This is a genomic window from Aeromonas sp. BIGb0405 (assembly GCF_024807335.1).
GTDB lineage: Bacteria > Pseudomonadota > Gammaproteobacteria > Enterobacterales > Aeromonadaceae > Aeromonas > Aeromonas rivuli.
Map to the genome: position 1 here is coordinate 215,018 of NZ_JANUEP010000004.1, position 24,708 is coordinate 239,725.

The 24,708-nt window shown below is 61.6% G+C and carries 16 protein-coding genes, 4 tRNA genes and 1 pseudogene; 8 read left to right on the forward strand and 13 right to left on the reverse strand.

From position 1 onward, the window contains the following. The first annotated feature begins 82 nt into the window (after positions 1-82). Positions 83-907: an AraC family transcriptional regulator gene (locus M2366_RS12240; protein WP_224431951.1), complete on the forward strand. Its 825-nt coding sequence runs from the start codon at positions 83-85 to the stop codon at positions 905-907. A 16-nt stretch (positions 908-923) separates the two neighbouring features. Further along, positions 924-1,529: a LysE family translocator gene (locus M2366_RS12245; RefSeq protein WP_259269854.1), complete on the forward strand. Its 606-nt coding sequence runs from the start codon at positions 924-926 to the stop codon at positions 1,527-1,529. A gap of 86 nt (positions 1,530-1,615) precedes the next feature. On the opposite strand, the gene M2366_RS12250 is transcribed toward M2366_RS12245, so the two are convergent. From M2366_RS12250 to plsY, 6 genes and pseudogenes are all read right to left on the reverse strand, one after another. Further along, entirely contained in the window at positions 1,616-2,125 is a 510-nt protein-coding gene (locus M2366_RS12250) for a DUF1993 family protein (RefSeq protein ID WP_042041757.1), read from the reverse strand. A gap of 266 nt (positions 2,126-2,391) precedes the next feature. Beyond that, a tRNA-Asn gene (locus tag M2366_RS12255) sits at positions 2,392-2,467 on the reverse strand. A gap of 44 nt (positions 2,468-2,511) precedes the next feature. Next, a tRNA-Phe gene (locus M2366_RS12260) sits at positions 2,512-2,587 on the reverse strand. A gap of 10 nt (positions 2,588-2,597) precedes the next feature. After that, positions 2,598-2,673 (reverse strand) — tRNA-Thr (locus M2366_RS12265). A gap of 51 nt (positions 2,674-2,724) precedes the next feature. After that, a tRNA-Phe gene (locus M2366_RS12270) sits at positions 2,725-2,800 on the reverse strand. Between the two features lie 47 nt (positions 2,801-2,847). Further along, positions 2,848-3,519: pseudogene (plsY, locus tag M2366_RS12275) on the reverse strand (glycerol-3-phosphate 1-O-acyltransferase PlsY). Between the two features lie 152 nt (positions 3,520-3,671). Here plsY and folB point away from each other — a divergent pair. The 4 genes from folB (at position 3,672) to M2366_RS12295 (ending at position 7,216) form a co-directional block, all read left to right on the forward strand. Then, entirely contained in the window at positions 3,672-4,043 is a 372-nt protein-coding gene (folB, locus tag M2366_RS12280; RefSeq protein WP_042041768.1) for a dihydroneopterin aldolase, read from the forward strand. A 46-nt stretch (positions 4,044-4,089) separates the two neighbouring features. Further along, complete coding sequence (gene folK, locus M2366_RS12285) at positions 4,090-4,596, forward strand: 2-amino-4-hydroxy-6-hydroxymethyldihydropteridine diphosphokinase (protein WP_042041769.1); 507 nt, start codon at positions 4,090-4,092, stop codon at positions 4,594-4,596. A 136-nt stretch (positions 4,597-4,732) separates the two neighbouring features. Continuing rightward, positions 4,733-5,314, forward strand: coding sequence for a YbaK/EbsC family protein (locus M2366_RS12290; RefSeq protein ID WP_259269855.1), 582 nt, complete (start codon positions 4,733-4,735; stop codon positions 5,312-5,314). A 66-nt stretch (positions 5,315-5,380) separates the two neighbouring features. Then, positions 5,381-7,216 carry a methyl-accepting chemotaxis protein gene (locus M2366_RS12295; protein WP_259269856.1) on the forward strand — a complete coding sequence of 612 codons (1,836 nt, stop codon included), beginning with the start codon at positions 5,381-5,383 and terminating at the stop codon, positions 7,214-7,216. Positions 7,217-7,310: 94 nt separating this feature from the next. On the opposite strand, the gene mdtD is transcribed toward M2366_RS12295, so the two are convergent. The 7 genes from mdtD to M2366_RS12330 all read right to left on the reverse strand — a co-directional run bounded on the left by mdtD (position 7,311) and on the right by M2366_RS12330 (position 20,576). Next, the gene (gene mdtD, locus M2366_RS12300; RefSeq protein WP_224431946.1) at positions 7,311-8,711 is read right to left on the reverse strand and encodes a multidrug transporter subunit MdtD; all 1,401 of its coding nucleotides are present in this window, start codon (positions 8,709-8,711) and stop codon (positions 7,311-7,313) included. Between the two features lie 297 nt (positions 8,712-9,008). Beyond that, complete coding sequence (locus M2366_RS12305; protein ID WP_259269857.1) at positions 9,009-10,148, reverse strand: GTP-binding protein; 1,140 nt, start codon at positions 10,146-10,148, stop codon at positions 9,009-9,011. Beyond that, positions 10,141-11,562, reverse strand: coding sequence for a D-arabinono-1,4-lactone oxidase (locus tag M2366_RS12310; RefSeq protein WP_224431944.1), 1,422 nt, complete (start codon positions 11,560-11,562; stop codon positions 10,141-10,143). The genes M2366_RS12305 and M2366_RS12310 overlap by 8 nt, the downstream gene beginning before the upstream one ends. 252 nt (positions 11,563-11,814) lie before the next feature. Continuing rightward, a complete protein-coding gene (locus M2366_RS12315; RefSeq protein WP_259269858.1) occupies positions 11,815-13,398 on the reverse strand; it encodes an EAL domain-containing protein in 1,584 nt (527 codons plus the stop codon). A gap of 161 nt (positions 13,399-13,559) precedes the next feature. Further along, positions 13,560-15,134 (reverse strand): EAL domain-containing protein, encoded by a 1,575-nt coding sequence (locus M2366_RS12320; RefSeq protein ID WP_259236856.1) that lies wholly within the window; start codon positions 15,132-15,134, stop codon positions 13,560-13,562. Between the two features lie 337 nt (positions 15,135-15,471). Continuing rightward, positions 15,472-18,069 carry a bifunctional aconitate hydratase 2/2-methylisocitrate dehydratase gene (acnB, locus tag M2366_RS12325; protein ID WP_259269859.1) on the reverse strand — a complete coding sequence of 866 codons (2,598 nt, stop codon included), beginning with the start codon at positions 18,067-18,069 and terminating at the stop codon, positions 15,472-15,474. Between the two features lie 227 nt (positions 18,070-18,296). Continuing rightward, positions 18,297-20,576 (reverse strand): patatin-like phospholipase family protein, encoded by a 2,280-nt coding sequence (locus tag M2366_RS12330; RefSeq protein ID WP_259269860.1) that lies wholly within the window; start codon positions 20,574-20,576, stop codon positions 18,297-18,299. Between the two features lie 302 nt (positions 20,577-20,878). Here M2366_RS12330 and M2366_RS12335 point away from each other — a divergent pair, with 302 nt between their 5' ends. Then, positions 20,879-22,789, forward strand: coding sequence for a methyl-accepting chemotaxis protein (locus tag M2366_RS12335; protein ID WP_259269861.1), 1,911 nt, complete (start codon positions 20,879-20,881; stop codon positions 22,787-22,789). A gap of 171 nt (positions 22,790-22,960) precedes the next feature. Next, on the forward strand, positions 22,961-24,607 hold the full coding sequence (locus tag M2366_RS12340; protein ID WP_259269862.1) for a methyl-accepting chemotaxis protein: 1,647 nt from the start codon (positions 22,961-22,963) through the stop codon (positions 24,605-24,607). Positions 24,608-24,708 lie beyond the last annotated feature (101 nt).

The window sequence follows — 24,708 nt, forward strand, 5'->3', positions numbered from 1 at the left end:
CACAAACAGCAAGATTGTCCAAGCGGCTAGCCCCCTCTTGCCGGTAGATTAGGGCATGGCATCGCGGTCAAGAGAGGGAGAGATGGCGCAGGATAATCAGTTCATATTCGCACAGAGCCAGCACTTGGCGAGCCTGACTGCGCTGCGGGTCAACATGACAGCGTTTCGCTACGACCGTCATGCCCACGAGGAGTACTCCTTCGGCGTCACCCTGGCCGGACGGCAGAACTTCTTCTGCCATGGCAGCTTCCACTCCAGTCCGGCGGGCAGCGTCATCCAGTTCAATCCAGGGGATGTCCATGATGGCCATGCGGGAGACAACGCCAGCCTCGACTACACCATGCTCTATATTCCTCCCCACGAACTCACGCCGCTGTTTGCCAACGCGGCGGGGGAGCACACCGGGCAATACCGGCTACAGCAACCCCTGGTACGCGACAGCGGGCTGAGCGACTGCATACTCGAGCTGGCTCAGGCGGTGAACAGCCAGGCCGCCAGCATAGAGCAGGAGTTTGCCCTCTATCGTCTCGCCGCCCGGGTGATGCAGCAGGCGGGCCGCTTCGAACCGGATACCAGAGTGAGCCGCATCGACAGGCTCCTGTTACAGGGGAGGGACTTCATCCATGGCCACTTCCAGCAGGATATCTCCCTGGCCGACATCAGCGCGGCGGCCAATATCTCCAAGTACCATTTCCTGCGTCTGTTTCGCCAGCAGCTCGGCATCACACCCCATCAATATGTGATCAACTGCCGCATCAATGCGGCGCGCCGCGCCCTGGAGAGAGGAGAGTCGGCGCAGGATCTGGTGCATCGCTACGGTTTCACCGATCTGAGCCACCTCAACCGCCGCTTCAAGCGCATCTACGGCATGACCCCGACCCAATACAGCGCCAACCTGAACCGCTGAGTCCAAGGACAGTTTCATGATTGAGATCCTCGCCTATGCCATTGGCATTATGTATACCCCTGGCCCCGTCAACCTGATTGGCCTCAATGCCGGCCTGGGCGGCCGGGCCCGTGCCTCTCTCGGTTTCTTCATCGGGGTCGGCATGGCGATGTGCCTGCTACTGCTTCTGTTTGGATGGCTGGGGGCCCGGTTGGTCGGAGCGGATATCCTGATTTATGTCAGTCTGGTGGGCTGCCTCTACATCACCTATCTCGCCATCAAGATTGCCCTCGACAAGGGCGAGGTCAACGGGCAAGCATCCTCGGCCCGCCCGCTCGGCATGGGCAACGGATTTGTGATCCAGCTGCTCAATCCCAAGGCCATGATAGCGACCCTGCCCATCACCAGCATCCAGTTCCCGGCAGCGCAGATCCACGGCTGGAGCCTGCTGCCCTGGTCCCTGCTGCTTGGCTTGCTGGCGGCGGGCGCACCGGGCAGCTATTCACTGCTGGGGGATCGCGTTGGCCGCCACATTCAAGACCCACGCTGGTTCAGGTACTTCAACCTCATCATGGCCGCCCTGCTGCTCTACTCCGCCGCATCTCTGGCCTATCAACATGTCTATCTGCCACTCAGGGGCTGAGTCGCGCAGCTTCCCAGCCTGGAGACCGACCAATAAAAACGGGCCTGCCACATTGGCAGGCCCGTCTGTCTTGCATCCCGTTTGTCTTATTCCGGCTGATGGAATGCCAGCGCGCCCAGATAATCCCCTTTACCCAGCTCGACCCCGGCCCGGCGCAGCAGGGCATAGGTCATGGTCAGGTGGAAATAGAAGTTCGGCAGCGCGTACTCGTAGAAACAGGTCTTGCCATCCATCCACTTGCCATTGGCCCAGTAAGGAAAGTACTTGCCGCTCTCGAACGCACTGTAGTCAGCATCCAGGTGGCCCTTGAGGAAGTCGATGGTCCCCTGGATACGACCACGAAGATCCGCCATGGTGGCCGGTTCGTCCGTGAAACTCGGATTGTCGTTGTGGCTGGCAGTCGCCACGCAGGCCTTGGCCGATTCGCAGCAGATCAGTACCTGCTTGCTCAGTGGCAACATATCGACGATGAGCCGATCACCGAAGAAGTTATTCACGTCGTACTTCTTCATCTCGGCATGGGCCGCCGCCTTGACCAGCAGCTGGTCGAGGTTGGTGAGCATTTTGATAAACTGGGCGGTAAATTCACGGTTCATGATGCGCTCTCTATAAAGGCTGGGAGAGCCGCCCCGCAGGGCGGCGCAGCCCAATATAGCCCCTTTTTTCCTGCGCACACGCAGATTTGTGGCCCCGCCAACACAACCAGACGACAGCCTCTGCCGTAGGGCGAAACAGCGTGGCCCACTTGCAACCATATTGTCTGCTGGCCATCTCGATGAGCGCAGCCATCCGCTTGAATGGCGAGAGAAATGGGGAAAATTGCATAAAGAAAAAGCCCAGCATTGCTGCTGGGCTTTTGTGTTGGCTCCTCCTGCTGGACTTGAACCAGCGACATACGGATTAACAGTCCGCCGTTCTACCGACTGAACTAAGGAGGAATTGTACTTTTGAGACCAGATATTGCTATCTCATCATTTTAACTTGGTGCCCAGAGACGGAATCGAACCGCCGACACGGGGATTTTCAATCCCCTGCTCTACCGACTGAGCTATCTGGGCAATCTATAAATGGTGCCGGCTACCGGAATCGAACTGGTGACCTACTGATTACAAGTCAGTTGCTCTGCCTACTGAGCTAAGCCGGCACACTCAAACTGCTGTGCATGAACCAAATTTTTACTTCATGGCACCAAATATGGTGCCCAGAGACGGAATCGAACCGCCGACACGGGGATTTTCAATCCCCTGCTCTACCGACTGAGCTATCTGGGCGTGGCCGCTATTAAACGGATTTTGCCCTTGGGGGTCAACGGGAAATTTTACTTTTTGTCTCGTTCGTCTCTTTTTTGCACAACAAGCAGACTTTTGTGCATTTCTCATCCGGCTCAACCCCGATCCTGTCCCCTTTTTCCCCACAGTCTGGGCTCTTCCCCCTTGAGCAGGCGGGCAATATTTTCGTGGTGGCGGATCAGGATAAGGCAGGAGAGCAGTGACACCGGCAGCGTATATTCGGGTTTGAGCAGGTAGGCAAACAGGGGCGCCAGCAGCACAGTCACGATGGACGCCAGTGAGGAGTAACCACTGAGCAGGGCCACCAGCAGCCAGCTCACGACCACCATGGCCCCCATGTCGAGCCCGATGGGCAGCATGGTGCCAAGGGCGGTGGCGACCCCCTTGCCACCGCGAAAGTGGAAGAAGAGCGGGTACATGTGACCCAGGCAGGCGGCCACGCCGATAAAGCCCAGATAGATGGGCTTGATACCAAGAAACCAGGAGAGATAGACGGGAGCCATGCCCTTGAGCATGTCGAGCAGCAGCACCAGCAGGGCGGCTCCCCGTCCCCCGAGGCGCAGCACATTGGTCGCCCCCGGATTGTGCGACCCATGGTCTCGCGGATCCGGCAGGCCGCTGGTGCGAGACACCAGCACGGCACTGGACAGGGATCCGCCCAGATAGGCCAGAATAATCATCAAAATCGTCAGGGCCGTCATCTTGGTCGTTTTTACCACGATATGAATGGGGTATGATGCGGGCCACATTCTCCGGTCCGGGTAACCCGGGCCGTTCGTCAATGGCGCGTGATCTCAGGCCAGCATCCCTGCGCTGTTTCACAGCCCATCAAGAGTAAAGAAGAAGTACTGTCATGGACAAGGTGTTTATTCGTGGACTCGAGGTTTTGAGTACCATAGGGGTATACGAGTGGGAAAAAGGCATTCGCCAGAAGCTCCGTTTTGACCTCGAGATGGGCTTTGACAACCGCCCCGCCGCCGCAGGCGACGACATCACGCTGGCGCTCGATTACGCCACCCTCTCCCAGAAAGTGTCGGAGTACGCCAGCAGCAAGGTGGTGGAACTGGTGGAAACCATGGCCGAGCAGGTCGCCCACCTCATACTGACTGACTTTCGGGTGCAGTGGGTCAAGGTGACGCTGACCAAGCCGGGGGCCGTGCCCAACGCCGCCGGAGTGGGGGTCGAGATTCTGCGCCATCGCACCCCGACCGCGAGCGAACAGTGATGACCCGCGTTAGCATCAGCATCCAGATGCAACGGGAGCAGATCCGATGACACGCATCTACATCAGTCTGGGGTCGAACATAGAGAGAGATCACCATATCCGTGCCGGACTCGATGCCCTGCACGAACTGTGTGGCCCCCTTGAGGTCTCCCGGGTGTTTGAGAGCGAGGCGGTCGGTTTTGCCGGTCGCCCCTTCTACAACCTGGTGGTCGGTGCCGAGACGGCGCTGCCACTGGCCGAGCTCTGCCGCCAGCTGAGGGCCATGGAGTTTGCCCACGGTCGTGAACCCGATGCCAAGAAGTTTGCCCCCCGCACCCTGGATCTCGACCTGCTGCTCTATGGGGATCTCGTCTGCCAGGAGCCCGTCGCCCTGCCCCGCGGCGAGATCCTGACGAACGCCTTCGTGCTCTGGCCCCTGGCCGAGTTGGCCCCCGCGTTGCCCCATCCCGAGACGGGCCAGCCGCTGGCCGAGCACTGGGCAGCCTACGACAAAGCCTCCCAGCGACTCACCCCCATTCCCTTTGCCTGGATGCCCGCTCACGCCCTGGCCTGATCCTCGGCGCCCGCTGGTGGGCCAGCCTCTCGTCCGCCAGCTAACCCATGCGCTGAGGGGTTAATCTCTGATAAGCAGTGCTGATTGGTCAGTCGAGGGGAGAGGGGGCACTATGGGGGCCACACAGGAGCCCATCATGCCCCAAGACCACAGCACCACCCTCGCGACTGCCAGGGCCGATCTCGACCGCCTGCAACAGATCCACGCCTTCAACCTGCAACTGCTGAACGCGCTGCCCCATCGCCAATACAACCATGAACCCATTCTCGATTACGCCACGGACGAACGGGTCAAGGCGCGTCTCGGCTGGCTTGGGGTGTTCAGCAAGACACTGTTTCTGCGCTTCAAGGATGGCCGCTTCGCCCTCTTGCTGACCCACAGGGAGGGGCGCCTCGATGCCAGGACCGTGCGTGCTCACCTCGGCGCCAGCCCCTCCATCTGCGACCCGGCCGAGATGCAGCAAGAGACAGGTTGCCTGCCCGGTGCCCTCTGCCCCTTCCTGCCCCGTCCCGATATCCCCCTGCTGGTTGACCCCGCCCTGTTGACCCATTCTGCATTCACCTGGACCCCGGGCCTGCCCGACGTGACCCTGGAGCTGGATAGCGAGACGCTGCCCATCCTGCTGGCTCGATTGACCAATCAGGTGATTTATCTCCATGACAATGGCGTGACAAAACCCATCGACCCCTGCACCGCTCAGCCCGACATAAAAGGATAAAGCTGCCTTCAAGATATACCTTCGCGAGCCGATACCCCTTGCACACCATTTGCTCGTGAGGTCGCCGTGAGCGTCAAGCAAAAACTCTTGTTATCCGCCATCCTGGTGGCCGGGATCCAGGCCATCGTCATGGGGGTCGTGTTCTACTTCTCCGCCCAGGAGTCGCGCAGCAGCGCCGAGATGCTGCTGACCAAGCAGGTAGAGGCCGATCTCCTCGCCCTGAATCTGAAGGAGAAGGAGTTTCTGCTACACAAAGACCCCGTGGCGGCCACCGCCTTCGGCGCACTGCGGGATGAAGCCAGCCGCCTGCTCGCCGACATGGCCAGAGACCATCAGGGCCCCCAGCAGGCCGACATCCTCAAGTTCGCCACTCAGCTTCAGGATTATGCCCGCCAGTTCGAGGCCCTGCGTGCCCAGCAGGAGAAGATAGGGCTCACCCCGGAAAGCGGCTATTACGGTGCCCTGCGCGGTGCCATCCACGCCCTGGAGCAAGAGCTGAAGCGCCGGGATCAGCAGCAGGAGAGCCTGCTGATGCTGCAACTGCGCCGGGATGAGAAAGACTTCATGCTGCGCCGTGAGCTGCGCTATAGAGACAAGTTTGAGCAAGACCTGGCCCCCCTGAGCGCAGCCCTCGCTGGCGAACCTGCCCTCGCCGCCCTGCTCGAGCAATACCGCCAGAACTTCCTCGCCCTGGTGAGCCAGGAGCAGCGCCTGGGTCTGAGTGCCAAGGAGGGGCTGCGCGCCGAACTCAACCTCAGCGCCGAGCAGATGCGCCAGGCGGGCATGCGGCTGACTCAGGCACTCTCCCGGGAGGCCGAGGCCACCCATGATCGCATCCTCTGGATCATGGGCTTGCTCTGCAGCCTCGGCATATTCGTGGCCCTGGGCCTCAATCTGCTTATTGGTCGTGATGTCATGGCGGGCCTGCAACGGCTGGCCGACACCATGCGTCGGGTGACGGCCAGCAGCGATCTCACCCTGCGCGCCCGCATCACCTCCAAAGACGAATTTGGCGCCATGGGGCGCGACTTCGACACCATGCTTGAGCATTTCAACAAGGTCATCGGCCAGGTGATCGCCTCGGTCACGGATCTCGAGCAGCTCACCGCCCAGCTGCAACGCAACGCCAACGCCGCCCGGGAAGGGACCCAGCAGCAGTTGCAGGAGAGCGATCTGGTCGCCACCGCCGCCACCGAGATGGAGAGCACGGTGCAAGAGATCGCCAACAACACTGAGAGTGCCGCCGACAGCGCCCGCACCACTAACCTGAGCGCTCAGCAGGGCCGGGATAGCGTGGAGACCACCATGGCGGTCATTCACTCCCTCTCTGCCAAGCTGGAGGCCTCCAGCCAGGTGGTGCAGGAGCTGGCCGAAGAGAGTCAGCAGGTGGGCAATGTGCTGGCGGTGATCCGCGCCATCGCCGAGCAGACCAACTTGCTGGCCCTCAACGCCGCCATCGAGGCCGCTCGGGCCGGGGAGCAGGGCCGCGGTTTCGCCGTGGTCGCCGACGAGGTACGCAATCTGGCCATGCGTACCCAGCAGAGCACCAGCGAGATAGCCACCATCGTCAGCGGGCTGCAGGCCCGCACCCATAGCGTGGTCAGCCTGATTGGCGAGTGCCGCAGCCAGGGAGAGCGCAGCGTCGAAGCCGCCGCCGAGGCGAGCCAGCAGCTTGCCAACATCACCCGCCAGATGGATCAGATGATGGACATGAGCACCCAGATCGCCACGGCAGTCGAGGAGCAGAGCTCGGTGGCGAGCGAGATCAACCGCAACGCCGTGGTGATCCGCGACATCGCCAACGAGGCCATGGAGCAGGCCGAGCAGAACAGCCGCGCCAGCCAGAATGTGGCCGAGCAAGCCAGTCTGTTGCACCATGCGGTCGATCAGTTCCGGGTCTGATCCCTGAAAATAACAAGGGCGGCCCCGGGCCGCCCTTGTCGTTCTCCACTCGCAAGTATCACCCTGCTCCGTTCGACTCTTTCTGTCAGCCCGCTCAGGCCGCGTCGGAACGTTTTCCCTCCCGCTCATCCCTGAGCTGAGCGAAGATCATCGCCGCCAGCATCGACATCAAACCGATGCAGAGGTAGGTGAGGTGAAAACCATGCAACCACTGTTCACTGTGCGCCGCCGCAAACAGACCCAGCAGGCTGGCGGCGATGGCGACCCCCAGGCTCATGGAGAGCTGCATCACCACGGAGAGCAGGCCGTTGCCGCTGCTGGCGTGCTCGGCACTCAGATCTTGCAGCGTGAGAGTATTCATGGCGGAGAACTGCAAGGAGTTGACGGCGCCGAATACCCCCAGCCAGATGAGCAGTGCCCAGTAGGGCAAGTCATTGTCGATGAGGGAGAAGCTGGCGATCAGGGCGCCCAGCAGCAGGGTATTGCCCACCAGAATACGGCGATAACCGATGCGCGGGATCAACTTGTTGACCAGGGTCTTGGTCAACATGGCGCCGATGACCGTCGGGATCATGGTCATACCGGCCGCGCTCGGTGAAAAGCCCAGGCCCAGCTGGAGAAACAGGGGAGTGAGGAAGGGCATGGCGCCACTGCCGAGCCGGGCAAAGAGGTTGCCCCAGACGCCGATGGCAAAGGTCTTGGTCTGAAACAGCGCCAGGCTGAACAGGGGCCGCTCGGCATTGGCGGCATAGAGCCAGTAGCTCGCCATGGCCGCCAGACCGGTGATAAGCAGCAACAGAGACCAGCCGGTGGAGAGGCTGTGCTCCCCCAGCCCCTGCAGACCCACCGAGACCAGCACCATGCCGGCACTGAACATCACGAAACCACGCCAGTCGAATCTGGGGGTCTCGCGCCGCATCTCCGGCATGTAGTGCCAGCTGGCGATAAAGCCGAGCAACCCCACCGGCAAATTGATGAGGAAGACCCAGTGCCAACTCGCGACCTCCACCAGCCAGCCCCCCAGTGCGGGCCCTATCAATGGGCCGACCAGGCCTGGGATGGTCACGAACGACATCACCTTGAGCAGCTCTCGCTTGCTGAAGGCACGCAGCACGGCGAGACGCCCCACCGGCATCAACAGGGCACCGCCCACCCCTTGCAAGACCCGGGCGGCCACCAGCATGGCGAGAGTGTTGGACATGGCGCAGGCCAGCGACCCTAAACTGAACAGGGCGATGGCCCACAGATAGACACGGCGGGTGCCAAATCTGTCCGCCAGCCAGCCGGAAGCCGGGATCAAGAGCGCCACCGTCAACATGTAGGCGATGACCACCGACTGCATCTGCAACGGGCTCTCGCCCAAGGTCGCGGCCATGCTCGGCAGCGCGGTGTTGAGGATGGTGCCATCCAGGGTCTGCATGAAGAAGCCGACCGCAGTCAGCCAGGGCAACCACTTGAGCTGGGCCGCCGAGAGTTCCGGGTGTGGCTGCGTCATTGAGATCTCCGTCAGGGGTTAGCGCCAGGGAACAGGTCCCACATCCGATCCGGTCTTGTCAGAGCAACAACCGCGACAAGGCGGCGTGCTGACAGGCTGATAGAACAGCCCTTGCTGTTTGGGCAGCCCCAGCCAGTCTCGCAGGATCTCACCCACTTGCACAAGCCCCGCCTCGGCGCAGAGCCGGCGTCCGGTGCATCATGGCACAGACCCGGGTGCCGCAAGCGCAGCATCGGGCTAATCAATCCAAATGACGCTCATGACATGGGTCGGATTGGCCGACCCACACAGCACCACTCAGGCGTCGGGGGCACCCAGCATGGCCCTGAGCTGGGCCGCCAGATCTGGCTCCTGGGCCTTGAGGGTCGCCAGAAACAGCGCCTCTATCCCGGCGCGCTCTGCGCGCTTGACGATGAAGACCAGCCGGGACTGGGCCCGCCCTTCCGGCCAGTCGAGCAGCGTCTGCAGCGGATAGAGCTGGCCGTGCACACCGTGGATCACCACGGGCTGACTCTCCCCTTCCAGTTGCAGTATGCCCTTGAGCCGCAGCAGGGCATCCCCGTGGGTGAGCTGCACCGCTTCGATGGCGGCCAATAACCGGGCCGGTTTGAGGGGCTCACCGATCCGCAGGGAGAAGCTCTCTATGTTGCCATGTTCGAAATGGGTCGGCGCGGCCGTGCCCACCTTGGCGGCGAGCGGCTGCATCTTGGGTTGCATTATCTGCTGCATTGGGGAAGCCAGCCCCTGCCTGGGCGCCTCGGTGCGCAGCCAGGCGAGCAGACGGCGCACATCCCGCCCCGCCCCTTCGTTGTAAGCGCCCAGGGTCTCCAGCACGGTCGGGGAGAGCGCCCCCTGAGTGACATGTTCGATGGGGGCCGCCGGGTTGAGCGCCACCAGCTGGGTTTCCACCCGCACCAGCGTCTCCACATCCACCAGATCGCCCTTGCTGATCACCAACAAGTCCGCCAGCGCCACCTGCTTGACCGCCTCGTACTGGCTCGCCAGCTGCTGCTCGATGTGGCCGGCATCCACCACAGTCACAGTGCCATCGAAGCGGTAGCGCTGGGCGATGAAGCCCTCTTCCCGCAGGGTGAACAGCACGGGAGCGGGATCCGCCAGACCCGTGGTCTCGATGATGAGTCGCTTGAAGGGTTTGATCTTCTTCTGGATGGCCTTCATAAACAGCCCCTGCAGCGCCTCCACCAACGAGCCCTGCACCGAGCAGCAGATGCAGCCCGAATCGAGCAGTACCACCTGCTCGTCTATCTGCTGCACCAGATGATGATCCAGCCCGATGGAACCGAACTCGTTGATGAGCACGGCGCACTCGCCAAGTTCAGGCTGCTTGACCCAGTGGTTGAGCAAGGTGGTCTTGCCGCTGCCGAGAAAGCCGGTCAGCAGGGTCACGGGAATGCGGGTATCCTGGTTGTCAGTCATGGCTCTCTCCTGCCATCGGGGCGGCCGGGGCAAACAGCTGGCCCAGCCAACGGTTTTCGAAGCGGCTCTGGGGATCCAGCTCGGCCTTGAGCGCCATGAAGTCGTGCCAGCGTGGCAACAGGGTCGGGAAGTCGTAGAGATCCATCGCCAGGTGCTTGCCAAAATGCGGAATGCCACCGAGCGGCACCAGCAGCTGTTGCAGCTCGCGCATCTGCTCCATGGAGCCATTGACGAAGGTACCATCCGCCGCCAGGTAGACCAGGAAGCCTATCCAGCAGACGTCCTGCTGATAGGCGCCGCTGAGCCAGGCCTCGGAAGGTCCGGTGCAGCGCAGGATGAAGGGGTAGTGCAGCACGCCGGGGTTCGCCTCCTGCCACGCCTGCAAGATCTCTAGCGCCTCGTTCATGCGGTGCAAGGGCACCGCTACCTCACAGTTGATCTGCGGCGCCGGTATCCCCTTGCAGAGGATCTGATAGACGTTGCCCACTAAGTCAGAGGCATCCTTGAAGCGGCGCACCGTCTCGAAATGTTCCCCCGCCAGGGCCTCATCCTTGGTGTCCTTGGCCATCTTCTGCAAGGTGGCGTCTATGGTGGCGTTCATGCGGGCGTCTATGTCACCCTCCAGCAGCAGCGGCTCGCTGCCCCCTGCCCGGTAGCGGGCTACTTCCTCATCGCTGGCGGGGTCCACCAGCCAGATGTGGCTCTCCCCCGTCCAGGCGAACCACCAGCTCTTCACGAAGCCATGTTCGCGATTGAGCCGCTCGTTATGGGCCAGCAGGAAAGGATAATCGGTGGTGAACTTGGTGCAGCGCATGATGCGGTTCGGCACCGTCCTGAGGGTGACTGCCAGCAAGATACCGAGCAGTCCCAGTCCCATCACGAAGGCACCGAACTGGGGATGCGCGCGGTCAATGTCGCGGATCTCCCCATCGGCCAGCATGATGCGCAGCGCCAGTACGGCATCCCCCAGGGTTGATTGGTGCAGCCCCTGACCATGGGTGCCTGTGCTGAGTGCACCGCCCAGAGTCTGAATGCCGATCACCCCGGGGGAGGCTGGCAACATGCGATCCATGGCGATGAGCTCGCCATAGATGGTATCGAGCGGCGTCGCCGCGTGGTAAGTCACGCTGTCTGCCGTCACCCCGAGCTGGCCGGTCAGCTTGCAGAGATCCACCAGCAGCGCCTGGCTGCCTTCGGCATAGACGCTGTGAATGGGTTCGAAGGAGAGGCCGGAGCCAAGCAACCGGATCTTGCGGCCAGGCTGTTCGCGCAGCAGACGCTGCAGCTCCTCATGACTGCCGGGACGCCAGACCTGATCCAGGGCGCCGAGGGGGTTGGTTCTGGACCAGTTGAACAGCACCTCCCGATCCGCGATCGCCTTGATGCTATGAAATGCCTGGAACCTGACCGTCATACCGCGCCTCATCTGACTTCAAAATGAGCCTGGATTCTACCGAAAAGCGAGCGCCAAGGCATGAAAAACAAGCCCCTACAGTCGAGGGTGGATAACAATGGCGCCACCCAGAGCAGTGATCGCCATGACGCAGCCAGGGCCAGCTACAGGGCCACATCGACCAGCAAACCGCCGGATACAGCGTCACATCATGCTCTCTTGAATCCAGTAACAATGTGCAAGAGGCAGCTCGGTTCAGATGGCAGACCCGCGTCAGGTCGATTCAAGGAGCCTCAGCCGGGCATCACTCTCCCCCTCGGGCATATCCGCCAACAGCTCATCGCAAAACTGCCGGACAGGCACGGGGCGGCCAAACAGATAACCCTGCAAGCAGGCTACCTTGCCCTTGAGGTAGTCGGCCTGCTGCCGAGTCTCGACCCCTTCTGCCACCAGGGCCAGACCGAGTCGGCTGCCCAAGTCGATCACATTGTCGACTATGTGTTCGGAGAGCGACTCGGTGCCGATCCGGCCGATGAAGGATTGATCGATCTTGAGGAAATCTATATGGAATTGCTGCAGGTAGACCAGGCTGGAGTGGCCGGTGCCAAAATCATCCATCGCTAGCTGCACTCCCAGCGCATCGAGCTGCCTGAACAGCTCAAGGGTGTGGGGATCCGCCACCAGCAGCTCCCGTTCGGTCAGCTCGAGTACCAAGACGACCTTGCCCGGCGCGAAGCGGGCGAGGAAGTCACTGCACTCCTCCAGCAGACTGTCGTCCCGGCAATGGGCGGCACTGATGTTGAACCCTATATGGAAGTCATCCGGCAAACAGGCCTGCCTGGCCGCCATCACCGCTCCCACCTCCGTCATGATGAGATGGGTCATGGGCACGATCAGGCCACTGGCCTCTGCTTGAGGAATAAAGAGATCCGGGCGGATCAGCCCAGCGGTGGGGTGTTGCCAGCGCATCAAGACTTCGGCACCCATGACCCGCTCGCTATCACTGGCCACCAAAGGCTGCAGGAAGGGGACAAACTCTCTGGCCTGCAAGGCGCGGGCAAGCTCGTTGGTCGGCGAGCGCGGCCGGCCCAGCAACCACCACATGATGAAGGCAAAAGCGACGCAGAAGCTGAACAGCAATATCAACCCGAAACTGCGGTACTGCAGCAGACTCAGCCAGCTGGAGGAGAGATTGTGCCCAGCGCGAATAGTGAGGGGGTAGGTCTCGGAGCTCAGGCTAACCTGGGCCAGGCCTGTCCAGAGCGGCGTCTTGTCAAAGAAATGACCCTGCTCGTCGAGCCAGCGCCCGCCCACATTCAACATGATCTCGAGGGAAGGATCACTGAGATGCAGGATGAAGCTCAAGTAATCGCCATCGACCAGGGTGACGACGGCAGCATCGCCCTGCTTGGCCCGCATCGCCAGGAAAGGGTGATCCCTGCGTGCCGGGCTGGTATTGCCGAGCAACAGACTGCCTTGGCTATACTGTTCGACCCCATAAGGCATCTTGAACGCACCGAAGAAAGAGGTGCAGTAGATCTTGCCCTGGCGCGCCAGATTGACCGAGCGGACGAAGGGCACCAGGGCAACCTGCTCCCGCAAGGTATCCAGGACCGCCTCACAGGGCTTGCCCAGTAGTGGCAAGACCTTGCGATTGGCCTCCTTTGCATGGTCCAACATGGTCTCCATCAGCATCATGGTCCGGGCTGCCGCGGCATTGGACTGCTGCAGCAGTTCGGTCTGATAACGGCTATGCAGCGCCAAACTGCCAAGCAGCATGGGCAGTGAGAACATCAGCAAGGTGATCAGCAGGCGCAAGCGGGGGCGAGTCGTATCGAACGTGGGACTATAAGGCATAACGGATCCAGCCACTAAAGAGGCCAATATTCTAACAGCTGTAACTGAACCTTGACCTAACCGTACAAAAAACATTCTCCCCTAGAGGGTGCTGAGATCCGGCGGGCGAGAGCCTGACACTCGGGGCGATGACTGCGCAAAATCCGCAGCAGGGCCGGGACTCAGGCCACCCTGACAAGCGTCTGCTTATCCCCCACCTCTGCTTTTGATAACGCATCACAGAAAGACCGCAGCGACGCAGGATGACCGAACAGATAGCCCTGCAGGTAATCCACCCCCTTGCCGCGCAGATAGTCGGCCTGCATCTCGGTCTCGACCCCTTCCGCCACCAACGCCAGGCCGAGCCGGGTCGCCAGATCGATGACGTTGTCAACGATGTGTTCGGACAGCGACTCGGTGCCGATCCGGCCGATAAAGGATCTGTCGATCTTGAGATAGTCCACATGAAACTGCTGCAGGTAAGCCAGGCTGGAGTGGCCGGTACCGAAATCATCGATGGCCAGCTTGACCCCCATCTCATCCAGCTGCTTGAACAGCGCGAGGGTGTGCGCGTCCGCCACCAGCAGCTCACGCTCGGTGAGCTCCAGTACCAACACCACCTGACCCGGTACGAAGTGCCCAAGGAAGGCGCGGCAGTCCGTCAGCAAGGAGAAGTCCCGGCAGTGGACGGCACTGATGTTGATGCCAACATGAAAGCCGTCCGGCAGCCTCTCCTGCCGCTGACCCAGCTGCTGGGCCACATCCCGCATCAACAGCTGAGTCATGGGCACTATGACGCCGCACGCTTCCGCCTGGGGAATGAACAAGTCTGGTCGGATCAGGCCGGAGGTGGGGTGCTGCCAGCGCATCAGCACCTCGGCCCCCATCAGCTTGCCGCTTCGGCTGGCTATCAGCGGTTGCAGGTAGGGCACAAACTCCCTGGCCCGCAGCGCCCGCTTCAGCTCCCCTTCCATGGTGCCCGGCCGTCCCAGCAGCCACCACACCAGCAGTGAGATGGTCAGGGAGAAGCCCAGCAACATCAAGATGGTCAGATGCCTGACACGCCACAGCGCCTCCCAGGTGGAGGGCAGTTCGAAACCGGCATAGACGGAGAGCGGGTAGTGTTCGGACTTGGCCTTGTGCACCGCCAGGGTCGGCAATCTGTGATAGCCCTCCACCAGATGGCCCTGTTCGTCCAGCCAGGCATTGCCCACATGCAGCTGCGCTTTCCCCGAGACAGGGGCACTCAGGGCCAGCATCAGCTTCAGGTATTCGCTGTCGATGGTGCTGAGCACGGCCCCATCCTGCGACTCGGTGCGCACCACCAGCATGGGGTGATTGGCCCTGACCGGGTTGCCCGACAGCAGCCGCAGGAAGCCCCCGCTATAGCGACCGACGTCATCCTCCCAGTGCACATCCCCGAACAGCGAATTGCAGTAGACCCCATAGTGGTTGATGAGGCTGGCACTGCGAACGAAAGGGGTCAAGGTCACCTCCTTGCGCAGGGTCAGCAGCGACGTGTTGCAGGGGTGGCTGATCAGCGGGAAGATGTTTCTGTTGACCCCCTCGGCATGATGCAGCATGGCCTCTATCAGGCGCACAGCCTTGGTGGCCGCCAGCTCGGATTGCTTGTCCAGGGTGTGCAGGTAGTTGTTGTGCAGTTCCCACAATCCCACCGAGGCCGGGCATGCGAACACCAGCAAGGCACATAGCAGTCGCCAACAGGGGCGCGTGGCATCTAATCCCAATAGAGACATCGTCTGATCATCCAGAAATGAGGCGGATAGAACGACCAACCCCATGACGTCGGCACCTTGCCGGCATGAAGCACAGAGTCGTAGCCAAAAAGCGAGGCATGATACAGCGGCCGATCCATTGCGCTCACGAACCAGATCAGTTTTTGCTCAATAAAACGAGAAATGCGGCGAGAGGTCATGGGGATGAGCCGACAAGGAGTGACAGCCATGATGCTCCCCGTTTGGATCACCAACGGCAGAGCGCAGGATCCGCAATCCCCTCAGCCAGCACCATGAAAAAGCCCCGGCATGGACCGGGGCTGTTCTTCAGACTGCGTGCGCCAGTCGGCGCCAATCCTTATACCGCTTGCTGCAAAATCACCGCATCGGCCTTCTGGGTATAGGAGGCGATTTCGTTGAAGTTGAGGTAACGGTAGGTATCAGCCGCAGTGGCATCCAGGGTCTTGGCGTACTCAAGGTACTCGGCCACGGACGGGATCTTGCCCAGGATGGCTGCAACGGCGGCCAGCTCGGCAGAGGCCAGGTAGACATTGGCCCCCTTGCCCAGACGGTTCGGGAAGTTGCGGGTTGAGGTGGAAACCACCGAGGCCCCTTCCGCGACCCGCGCCTGGTTACCCATGCACAGGGAGCAGCCGGGTATCTCGATGCGGGCACCGACCCGGCCGAAGATGCCGTAGTAGCCCTCTTCGGTCAGCTGATCGCGGTCCATCTTAGTGGGCGGCGCTATCCACATCCGGGTCGGCAAGGAGCCCTGATACTTGTCCAGCAGCTTGCCGGCGGCGCGGAAGTGGCCGATGTTGGTCATGCAAGAGCCGATGAACACCTCGTCGATCTTGTCACCCGCCACGTCGCTCAGCAGGCGGGCATCGTCCGGATCGTTCGGTGCGCAGAGGATAGGTTCCTTGATGGTGGCCAGATCGATCTCGATGATTTCGGCGTATTCGGCATCCTTGTCCGCTTCCATCAGCACGGGGTTGGCCAGCCACTCCTCCATCCCTTTGATACGACGGGTGATGGTGCGCACGTCGCCATAGCCTTCGGAGAGCATCCATTTCAGCATGACAATGTTGGACTTGAGGTACTCGGCGATGGGAGCCTGATCCAGCTTGATGGTGCAACCGGCGGCACTGCGCTCGGCACTGGCATCGGCCAGCTCGAAGGCTTGTTCGACTTTCAGGGTCGGCAGACCTTCAATCTCGAGGATGCGGCCGGAGAAGGCGTTCTTCTTGCCCGCTTTCTCGACGGTCAGCAGCCCTTTCTGGATGGCGGCGTAGGGGATGGCATGGACCAGATCACGCAGGGTGATGCCCGGTTGCAGCTCGCCCTTGAAGCGCACCAGAATGGATTCCGGCATGTCCAGCGGCATGACGCCGGTGGCGGCGGCGAAGGCCACCAGGCCAGAACCCGCCGGGAAGGAGATGCCGATGGGGAAACGGGTGTGGGAGTCACCACCGGTACCCACGGTATCGGGCAGCAACATGCGGTTCAACCAGGAGTGGATGACCCCATCACCCGGACGCAGGGAGACGCCGCCGCGGTTCATGATGAAGTCCGGCAGGGTGTGGTGAGTCTGCACGTCGATAGGCTTGGGGTAAGCCGCGGTGTGGCAGAAGGACTGCATGGTCAGATCGGCGGAGAAGCCCAGACAGGCCAAGTCCTTGAGCTCATCGCGGGTCATGGGGCCAGTGGTGTCCTGGGAGCCGACCGTGGTCATCTTGGGCTCGCAGTAAGTGCCGGGACGAATGCCCTGCACGCCGCACGCCTTGCCGACCATCTTCTGGGCCAGGGTGTAGCCCTTGCCGGTATCGGCGACCGCTTGCGGGCGACGGAACACGGTGGAGAACGGCAGACCCAGCACGTCGCGGGCCTTGTCGGTCAGGCCGCGGCCGATGATCAGCGGAATACGGCCACCGGCACGCACTTCATCGATCAGCACATCGGTCTTGAGCTCAAACTCGGCCAACACCTGCTCGGTGCCATGGAGCTTGATCTTGCCCTCATAGGGGAAGATGTCGATCACATCGCCCATGTTCAGCTTGGCCACATCCACTTCGATGGGCAGGGCGCCGGCATCTTCCATGGTGTTGAAGAAGATGGGGGCGATTTTGCCACCGAGGCAGACACCACCGGCACGCTTGTTCGGCACGAACGGAATGTCGTCGCCCATGAACCAGAGCACGGAGTTGGTCGCGGATTTACGGGAAGAGCCGGTACCGACCACATCGCCGACATAAGCCAGCGGGAAGCCCTGCTCTTTCAACGCATCGATGGTCTTGATGGGACCTATGGTGCCGTCATTGTCCGGGGTGATGCCTGGGCGGGCATTCTTCAGCATGGCCAGGGCATGGAGCGGGATATCGGGACGGGACCAGGCATCCGGTGCGGGGGACAGGTCATCGGTGTTGGTCTCACCGGTCACCTTGAACACGGTAACGGTGATCTTCTCGGCCAGTTCCGGACGGTTCAGGAACCAGTCGGCATCGGCCCAGGATTGCAATACCTGTTTGGCGAAGGCGTTACCGGCCTCGGCTTTCTCCTGCACATCATGGAAGGAGTCAAACATCAGCAGGGTATGGGAGAGGCCCTTGGCAGCAAGAGGGGCCAGTTCGGCGTGGTCGAGCAGGTCGATCAGCGGCTGGATGTTGTAGCCACCCTGCATGGTACCGAGCAGCTCGACCGCTTGGGCGGCGCTCAGGATAGGCGACAGGGTTTCCCCCTTGGCGACCGCGGTCAGGAAGCCTGCCTTGACGTAGGCGGCCTCATCGACGCCGGGCGGGACGCGGGAGGACAACAGCTCTTTCAGAAAATCTTCTTCGCCGGCGGGGGGGGCCTTGAACAGTTCAACCAATGCGGCAACTTGCTCTGCGTTCAGAGGTTTGGCAACCACGCCCTCGGCGGCACGTTCTTCGACGTGTTTACGGTAGGTTTCAAGCACGACTAATTCCTCTTTGGTCTTTTTTGGGGCTCGCCCAGGCTGGCGGCGATCGTCCTTGCGGGACACCCTTAGGGTGCCCCCCACTATATAAGTTTTAACGAGTAATTAAAATCCAATCCCTGCACACTTATTCACCTCAACCAGCTAACCATTTAAAGTTGCTGATGTTTTGGCTGTTAACAGAAAACACAGAAAATTCAACTTAACAAGTTGTCAGCATTCACACCCTATTCGAAGGTACTGCCCAGCTGCAGATAGATGACATCATTCCCGCCCTCCGCCATGCCGTAGCCCAGGAAGATGGGGCCGAGGAAGCTCTCTATCCCCACATAGACGGAACCTGCGAGGATGGAGCTCTCCAGGCTGATATCCTCGCCCTTGTTCCAGACCCCACCCCGTTCGATGGAGCCGCCCAGATAGAGGGGCGCCCGCAGCGCGCCGAAGTCGTTATCCGCCACCCGGTAGATATAGCGCAGGCCACCAAACAGGCTGTAGCGCCCGGAGAGCTCATAGCGCTGGTAACCGGATAGACGGAACAGGCCGCCGAGATCCTGAATGTCGAGGGGGATAACCTCATCGGTGTCCAGGCCTCCGCCCTCGAGCAACAGGTTGATACTGTGCCTGTCCCAGGACCAGGGCTTGATGAGGGAGAGGTGATAGCTGACACCCGACGAATGGTTGTCGCCATCCAGACCGGTGTTATCGTCCGTGGAGACCCGGGTATAACCCGCTCTGACATCCCACTGCACCCCTTCATAGGGGAAGTAGCGGCTGTCGAGGGTGTCGTGTTCGAAGCGCACGTAGGGACCCCAGGCGGTGGCATCGACAGTGGCATCCTTGAAGTTTTGCAGATCTATCTTGCCTATCTTGCCGTTCAAGCCGATGGAGACGCGGCTCCAGGGTTGGCGGTTCCAGCCAAGGGAGGCATCCGCACTGAAGAAGTTATATTCCGACTCCACAAAGTCGACCGGCAAGAACCCCGCCTCGTCCGGTGAGACAAAGAGCCGACGCTGGGTCTTGTCATAGCCCAGGCTCGCCTCGCCATAGAAGGTCTGCGACGACTCCAGCGGGGTATAGAAGTCGGTTTTGATATGCTTGGCCGTGCCGAGCGACGCCTCGGTCAGCCACTCGGCCCCCAGATCGTTCACATTGGTCAGGGTGTAGGACATGCCGACGTTGTAGTTGGAGTCGCTCTGGAAATCATCGGAGAAGCCGAGCTGGAAGTTGAGATAGCCCGGCCCCCAGTTCTTCTCGCTGGCATCGACCACCAACACGTTCTCACCGTTGCGCTCCTCGACCTGATAGGTGATGCGATCGAAGGACTCCAGGGCATAGAGGCGGCGAATGCCTGCTTCCAGGCTCTCGTTGGTCTGCACCTTGTCGGGCCGCACCTTGAGGGTGGCTATCATGGTCTCGTCAGAGAGACGGGACTTGTTGACCAGCTCTACCTTGTCGATGAAGTAGGCTGGCTGGCCGCTGCGCTCGGCGCGGCGACTCAGCTTCTGATTGCGATAATCGGCATAGTCCGCCTTGGAGAGCGAGAGCCCGTCGAGCTGGCTGGCGGCCCGTCTGGCCACAGCTTCACCATTTTCAATGCCCTCCGGCATCAGGGCAAAATCGGCGATGCCCATGCCGCCGAACTCCGGCACCAGCAGTATATCTTTGGGGCCCAGCAGCGCCTTCTGCTTGTCGGTGCCCACTTGCGTCATGTAGGTGGTGAGCTGATCTATCATGGCCAGCCCGGACTTGAGCTCCTCCCGGGTGCGCAGCTTGGCACCGATGTCGATGGCGATGACAATGTCGGCGCCCATGGCCTTGGCCACATCGACCGGCATGTTGTTGACCGAGCCGCCATCGGCGAGGATATGCCCCTCCCACTCCACCGGCTTGAGTGCACCGGGGATCGACATCGAAGCCTGCATCGCTTTGGCCAGGCTACCGTGGTCCAGCACATAAGGGGTGACTGTCTCCATGTCGGTCGCGACCGCACGGTAAGGGATCGGCAGATCGTCGAAGCTCTTTTGTACCGGCAGGTTGGAGGTGGCGAAACGCAGCAGGCTGGCCATGGACTGGCCCTGGAAGAAACCATCCGGCAACTGGGTGGTATTGCCGTTGACGCCGATGTCGGCGCGCAGCTGGTATTGCTCATTTTGCTGCTTCTTGCGCAAGGAGAGTTCGTTGCGCCCCACCTTGTCCTGATAACCCTTGTTCCAGTCGATGGCCAGCGTAGTGCGCTCCACCTCCTCGGCGCTATAGCCCATGGCATACATGCCCGCCACATAGGAGCCCATGCTGGTGCCGACGATGATGTCGACCGGGATCCGCTTCTCCTCCAGCACCTTGAGCACCCCTATGTGAGCCGAGCCCTTGGCGCCGCCACCACTGAGTACCAGTGCGATTTTGGGGCGTTCACTCGCCATGGCCTGGCCACCAAACAGGGCAAGCAACGGCAGACAGCCGAGCAGCAGAAGCAGAGTGCGGGTCCATTCCCGGCGAGCAGCGTACATATGAGTGTCCATGGGGTCGATGCGGCATTGCAATGATTGCAGCCTACTATAAGAGCCAATCAAGGAACAGCAAGCCTCTATCCCGACCAGGTGCCATGGCGCCCGGCACCGATCCCGGAGCCCCTATCCACCCGAGCCAGGGCCCAGGCACACGAACGCTGATGCCAGATGACACCGAGCCCCCCTCGTCTGCTGTGCGCGCAAACGCAAACCCTGAATAAAAACCCGTCCAGCCTCAAGAATGCCCTCCCCCGGCCGCTACTATCATGACCTCCTTTTCAACCGGATCCCGAGTCAACGCCATGCTTGCAAGCCTGACCCTCAAACAGAAAATTATTGCTACCGTCACCCTGGCCGTGGTGCTCTCCTGCCTGCTGGTGGGTTATTTCAGTCAGCGCTCGGCCCAGCAGCTGATCGAGAGCCGCATGTTCGAACAGGAGCTGCCGAACCTGACCCAACGGATCAGCAAGGACATCGAAAAGGATCTCAACTCGGTGGCCAACGCCGCCAAACAGCTGGCCAATGACCGCTTCGTGCTGGACTGGGTCGCCCGCGGCATGCCCAAGGAGCAAGAGAGCATCCTTATTGGTCAGCTCAAGGATCTCACGGCGCAATATGACCTGGTGACCGCCTCCTTCGCCGATCGGCAGAGCGCCGCCTACTACAACCAGGATGGTTTCCTGCGCAACCTGACCCCGGAGCAGGACGCCTGGTTCTATGGCTATACCAAGAGTCCCCAGGATCTGATGCTCAGCATCTTTCGCGAAGCCAATGGCGAGATGAAGTTGTTCGTCAACTTCCAGCAGCTCAATGGTCGCGGCCTGGCCGGGCTCGCCAAGTCTCTGGATACCATGGTCGCCACCCTCTCCAACTTCCGGGTCGGCGACAGCGGTTTCGTGTTCATGACCGATGGCGGTGGCAAGGTGAAGCTGCACCCGGATGCCGCCCGCATCGACCGGGATACGCTGAGTCAGCTGGCCGGCCCGGATGCCGCCGCCCTGCTTACCAAGCAGGCATTTTCCGCCAGCCACGCCGAGGTCGATGGCCAGGGCGTGGTGCTCGCCACCACCTATATCCCCCTGCTCGACTGGTACCTGGTGGTACAAGTGCCCGAGGCCGAGATCTATGGGGAACTCGACAAGGCCCGCCTGAACATAGTGCTGGTCAGTTTGGTCATCGCCCTGGGCATGGGCCTGCTTGGCATGGTGCTGGCGGGGTCGGTCAGCCGCCCCCTCAACGAACTGGCCCGCCTGTTCCGGGCACTCGGCAGCGGTGATGGCGACCTGACCCAGCGCCTCAAGGTCGAGGGCAAGGATGAACTGAGCGAGGTCGCCAAGGGCTTCAACAACTTCGTCGCCAAGATCCATGGCTCCATCGAACAGGTGGCCAGCAACTCCCGTCAGCTGGCGGCCACCGCCGCCCAGGTTGCCAGCCAGGCCCAGCTCACCCAGCACAACTGCACCGCCCAGCGGGATCGCACCGTGCAGGTCGCCACCGCCATCCACGAGATGGGCGCCACCGTCGGCGAGATAGCCGGCAATGCCTCCCTGGCCGCCGATGTGGCCAAGCAGGCCAACGAACAAGCCGAGGCCGGGGCCGGTGTGGTCTCCCAGGCTCGTCACGGTATCGTCGGGCTCTCCGGTGAACTGAAAGAGGTCTCCGGGGTCATCGGCTCCCTGGCCGGCCAGACCGATGCCATCGGCAGCATACTCGACACCATCCGCAGCATCTCGGAGCAGACCAACCTGCTGGCGCTGAACGCCGCCATCGAGGCGGCCCGGGCCGGTGAACAGGGTCGGGGCTTCGCCGTGGTGGCCGACGAGGTGCGCAACCTCGCCAGCCGCTCCGCCGCCTCCACCGAGGAGATCCAGAAGATGATCAACAGCCTGCAGGCGCAATCCGCTCGCGCCGTGAGTGCCATGGCCGAGGGTCACAACCAGAGCCTGGCCGTGGTGAACCAGGCGGATGCAGCCAACGAGGCCCTGGGCCAGATCACCGCCCACATCACCCAGATAAGCGACATGAACATCCAGGTCGCCACCGCCACCGAGGAGCAGTCCAGCGTGGTCGGCGAGATCAACCGCAACGTAGAGGACATCAACCAGCTCACCATGGAGACGGCGGACATCGCCCACCAGTTGACGGCATCGAGTCGTAGTCTGCAGCAGCTCTCCAGCGAGCTGGATCAACTGGTCGGCAACTTCCGGCTATGACATTGACCAAAGAGCGCCAGGGGCGCTCTTTGCAACGATTGAGATGACCCTGGCCCCGCGCGGGCACATCGACCGGGTAGGGATATCCGGCGGCCCACCCAGTGCCAGACCGCTAATTGTCATCGACAGCGGCTAGATTAGCGGCCAACCCAGCAGCTTAAAGGAGTCACCATGCTCGCAGGAAAGATCACCCTCAAGTCTCAACTCATCCTGGCCGTCACCGTGCCCTGTATTGCCCTCTTGCTGGTCGGCGGCGCCAGCCTGCGCAGCATGGGCGACATCAAGCATCAGGCCGATGAGCTCTATCAGAATACGGCCACGCCGATGCGGGCCATGGCCGAAGTGGCCTCGCGCATCCCGCGCATGCGGGTCGGCATCGACATGATGCTGCTGCAAGACAGCTCCCTGCGCGACGAGAAGGGGGTGCTGACCCGGGTCAAGGAGACGCGCACCGAAGACATTCCCGAGATGCGTCAGGCCATGCAACAGGCGGTGGACGCCCAGGTTGATCCCAGCGCGCGGGCCGAGGCCCAGAAACTGCTCAGCCAGTTCGAGCAGATGGAGCGCGACGAGCTGACCCCCATGTTGCAGGCGCTGGAGAGTGATCAGATGGAGGTGGCGCGCGGCATCTATCGCGATCGCTATAGCCAGACCTATGGAGAGATGCGCAAGGGGGCCAACGCCTTGCTCGATGGCCTCATCGGCCAGGCCCAGCAGCGCAACCAGCTCAGTGAAGAGAGCTATGGCAGCGGCCGCAACCAGATGATGATCATCATAGTGGTCGCCATCCTCATCTCCTTGCTGGTTTCGAGCCAGATCCTGACCAGCCTGCGCCGTCGGGTCAGCTTCTTGCAACGGCACATCGGCGAGGCGGCCGAACACCTGGCCCTCGACAGCCGGGCCCAGATCGAGGGCAAGGATGAACTGGCCGAGGTGGCGCGCAGCTTCAACCATTTCGTGTCCCGCATCCATGGCGCCATCGAAGAGGTGGCGAACAACTCGCGCCAGCTGGCGAGCACGGCTGCCGACGTCGCCAACCAGGCTCAGCTCACCCAGCACAACTGCACCGCCCAGCGGGATCGCACCGTGCAGGTCGCCACCGCCATTCACGAGATGGGCGCCACCGTCGGCGAGATAGCCGGCAACGCCTCCCTGGCCGCCGAGGTGGCCAAGCAGGCCAACGATCAGGCCGAATCCGGGGCGGACGTGGTCGCGCAGGCCCGCCATGGCATAGTGGGATTATCCAATGAGCTGGAGGAGGTCTCCGGGGTGATCGGCTCCCTGGCCGGTCAGACCGATGCCATCGGCAGCATACTCGATACCATCCGCAGCATCTCGGAGCAGACCAACCTGCTGGCCCTCAACGCCGCCATCGAGGCGGCCCGGGCCGGTGAGCAGGGTCGTGGCTTCGCCGTGGTGGCCGATGAGGTGCGCAACCTCGCCAGCCGCTCCGCCGCCTCCACCGAGGAGATCCAGAAAATGATCAACAGCCTGCAGGCGCAATCCGCTCGCGCCGTGAGCGCCATGGCCGAGGGGCGCAGCCAGAGCCTGGCCGTGGTGGCGCAAGCCGACAAGGCCAACGAGGCCCTGGGTCATATCACCTCGCACATCACCCAGATAAGCGACATGAATATCCAGGTCGCCACCGCCACCGAGGAGCAGTCCAGCGTGGTCGGCGAGATCAACCGCAACGTGGAGGACATCAACCAGCTCACCATGGAGACCACGGACATTGCCCACAGGCTCACCGACTCCAGCCGCGGACTGCAGCAGCTCTCCGGCCAGCTCGACAAGCTGGTAGGCAACTTCCGGCTCTGAGCCACATGGAGCATGTTTGACACAAGAGGGAGCACCATGGTGCTCCCTCTTGTCTTGACGTCATGCCGCAGCCCTGTGCCTGCCCATCCTTATTGCTATCC

Excerpts from the sequence above, each read along its gene's own strand:
- M2366_RS12240 (WP_224431951.1), top strand. The coding sequence starts at position 83 with ATGGCGCAGGATAATCAGTTCATATTCGCACAGAGCCAGCACTTGGCG.
- M2366_RS12245 (WP_259269854.1), top strand. The coding sequence starts at position 924 with ATGATTGAGATCCTCGCCTATGCCATTGGCATTATGTATACCCCTGGC.
- M2366_RS12250 (WP_042041757.1), bottom strand. The coding sequence starts at position 2,125 with ATGAACCGTGAATTTACCGCCCAGTTTATCAAAATGCTCACCAACCTC.
- folB (WP_042041768.1), top strand. The coding sequence starts at position 3,672 with ATGGACAAGGTGTTTATTCGTGGACTCGAGGTTTTGAGTACCATAGGG.
- folK (WP_042041769.1), top strand. The coding sequence starts at position 4,090 with ATGACACGCATCTACATCAGTCTGGGGTCGAACATAGAGAGAGATCAC.
- M2366_RS12290 (WP_259269855.1), top strand. The coding sequence starts at position 4,733 with ATGCCCCAAGACCACAGCACCACCCTCGCGACTGCCAGGGCCGATCTC.
- mdtD (WP_224431946.1), bottom strand. The coding sequence starts at position 8,711 with ATGACGCAGCCACACCCGGAACTCTCGGCGGCCCAGCTCAAGTGGTTG.
- M2366_RS12305 (WP_259269857.1), bottom strand. The coding sequence starts at position 10,148 with ATGACTGACAACCAGGATACCCGCATTCCCGTGACCCTGCTGACCGGC.
- M2366_RS12310 (WP_224431944.1), bottom strand. The coding sequence starts at position 11,562 with ATGACGGTCAGGTTCCAGGCATTTCATAGCATCAAGGCGATCGCGGAT.
- M2366_RS12315 (WP_259269858.1), bottom strand. The coding sequence starts at position 13,398 with ATGCCTTATAGTCCCACGTTCGATACGACTCGCCCCCGCTTGCGCCTG.
- M2366_RS12320 (WP_259236856.1), bottom strand. The coding sequence starts at position 15,134 with ATGTCTCTATTGGGATTAGATGCCACGCGCCCCTGTTGGCGACTGCTA.
- M2366_RS12330 (WP_259269860.1), bottom strand. The coding sequence starts at position 20,576 with ATGTACGCTGCTCGCCGGGAATGGACCCGCACTCTGCTTCTGCTGCTC.
- M2366_RS12335 (WP_259269861.1), top strand. The coding sequence starts at position 20,879 with ATGCTTGCAAGCCTGACCCTCAAACAGAAAATTATTGCTACCGTCACC.
- M2366_RS12340 (WP_259269862.1), top strand. The coding sequence starts at position 22,961 with ATGCTCGCAGGAAAGATCACCCTCAAGTCTCAACTCATCCTGGCCGTC.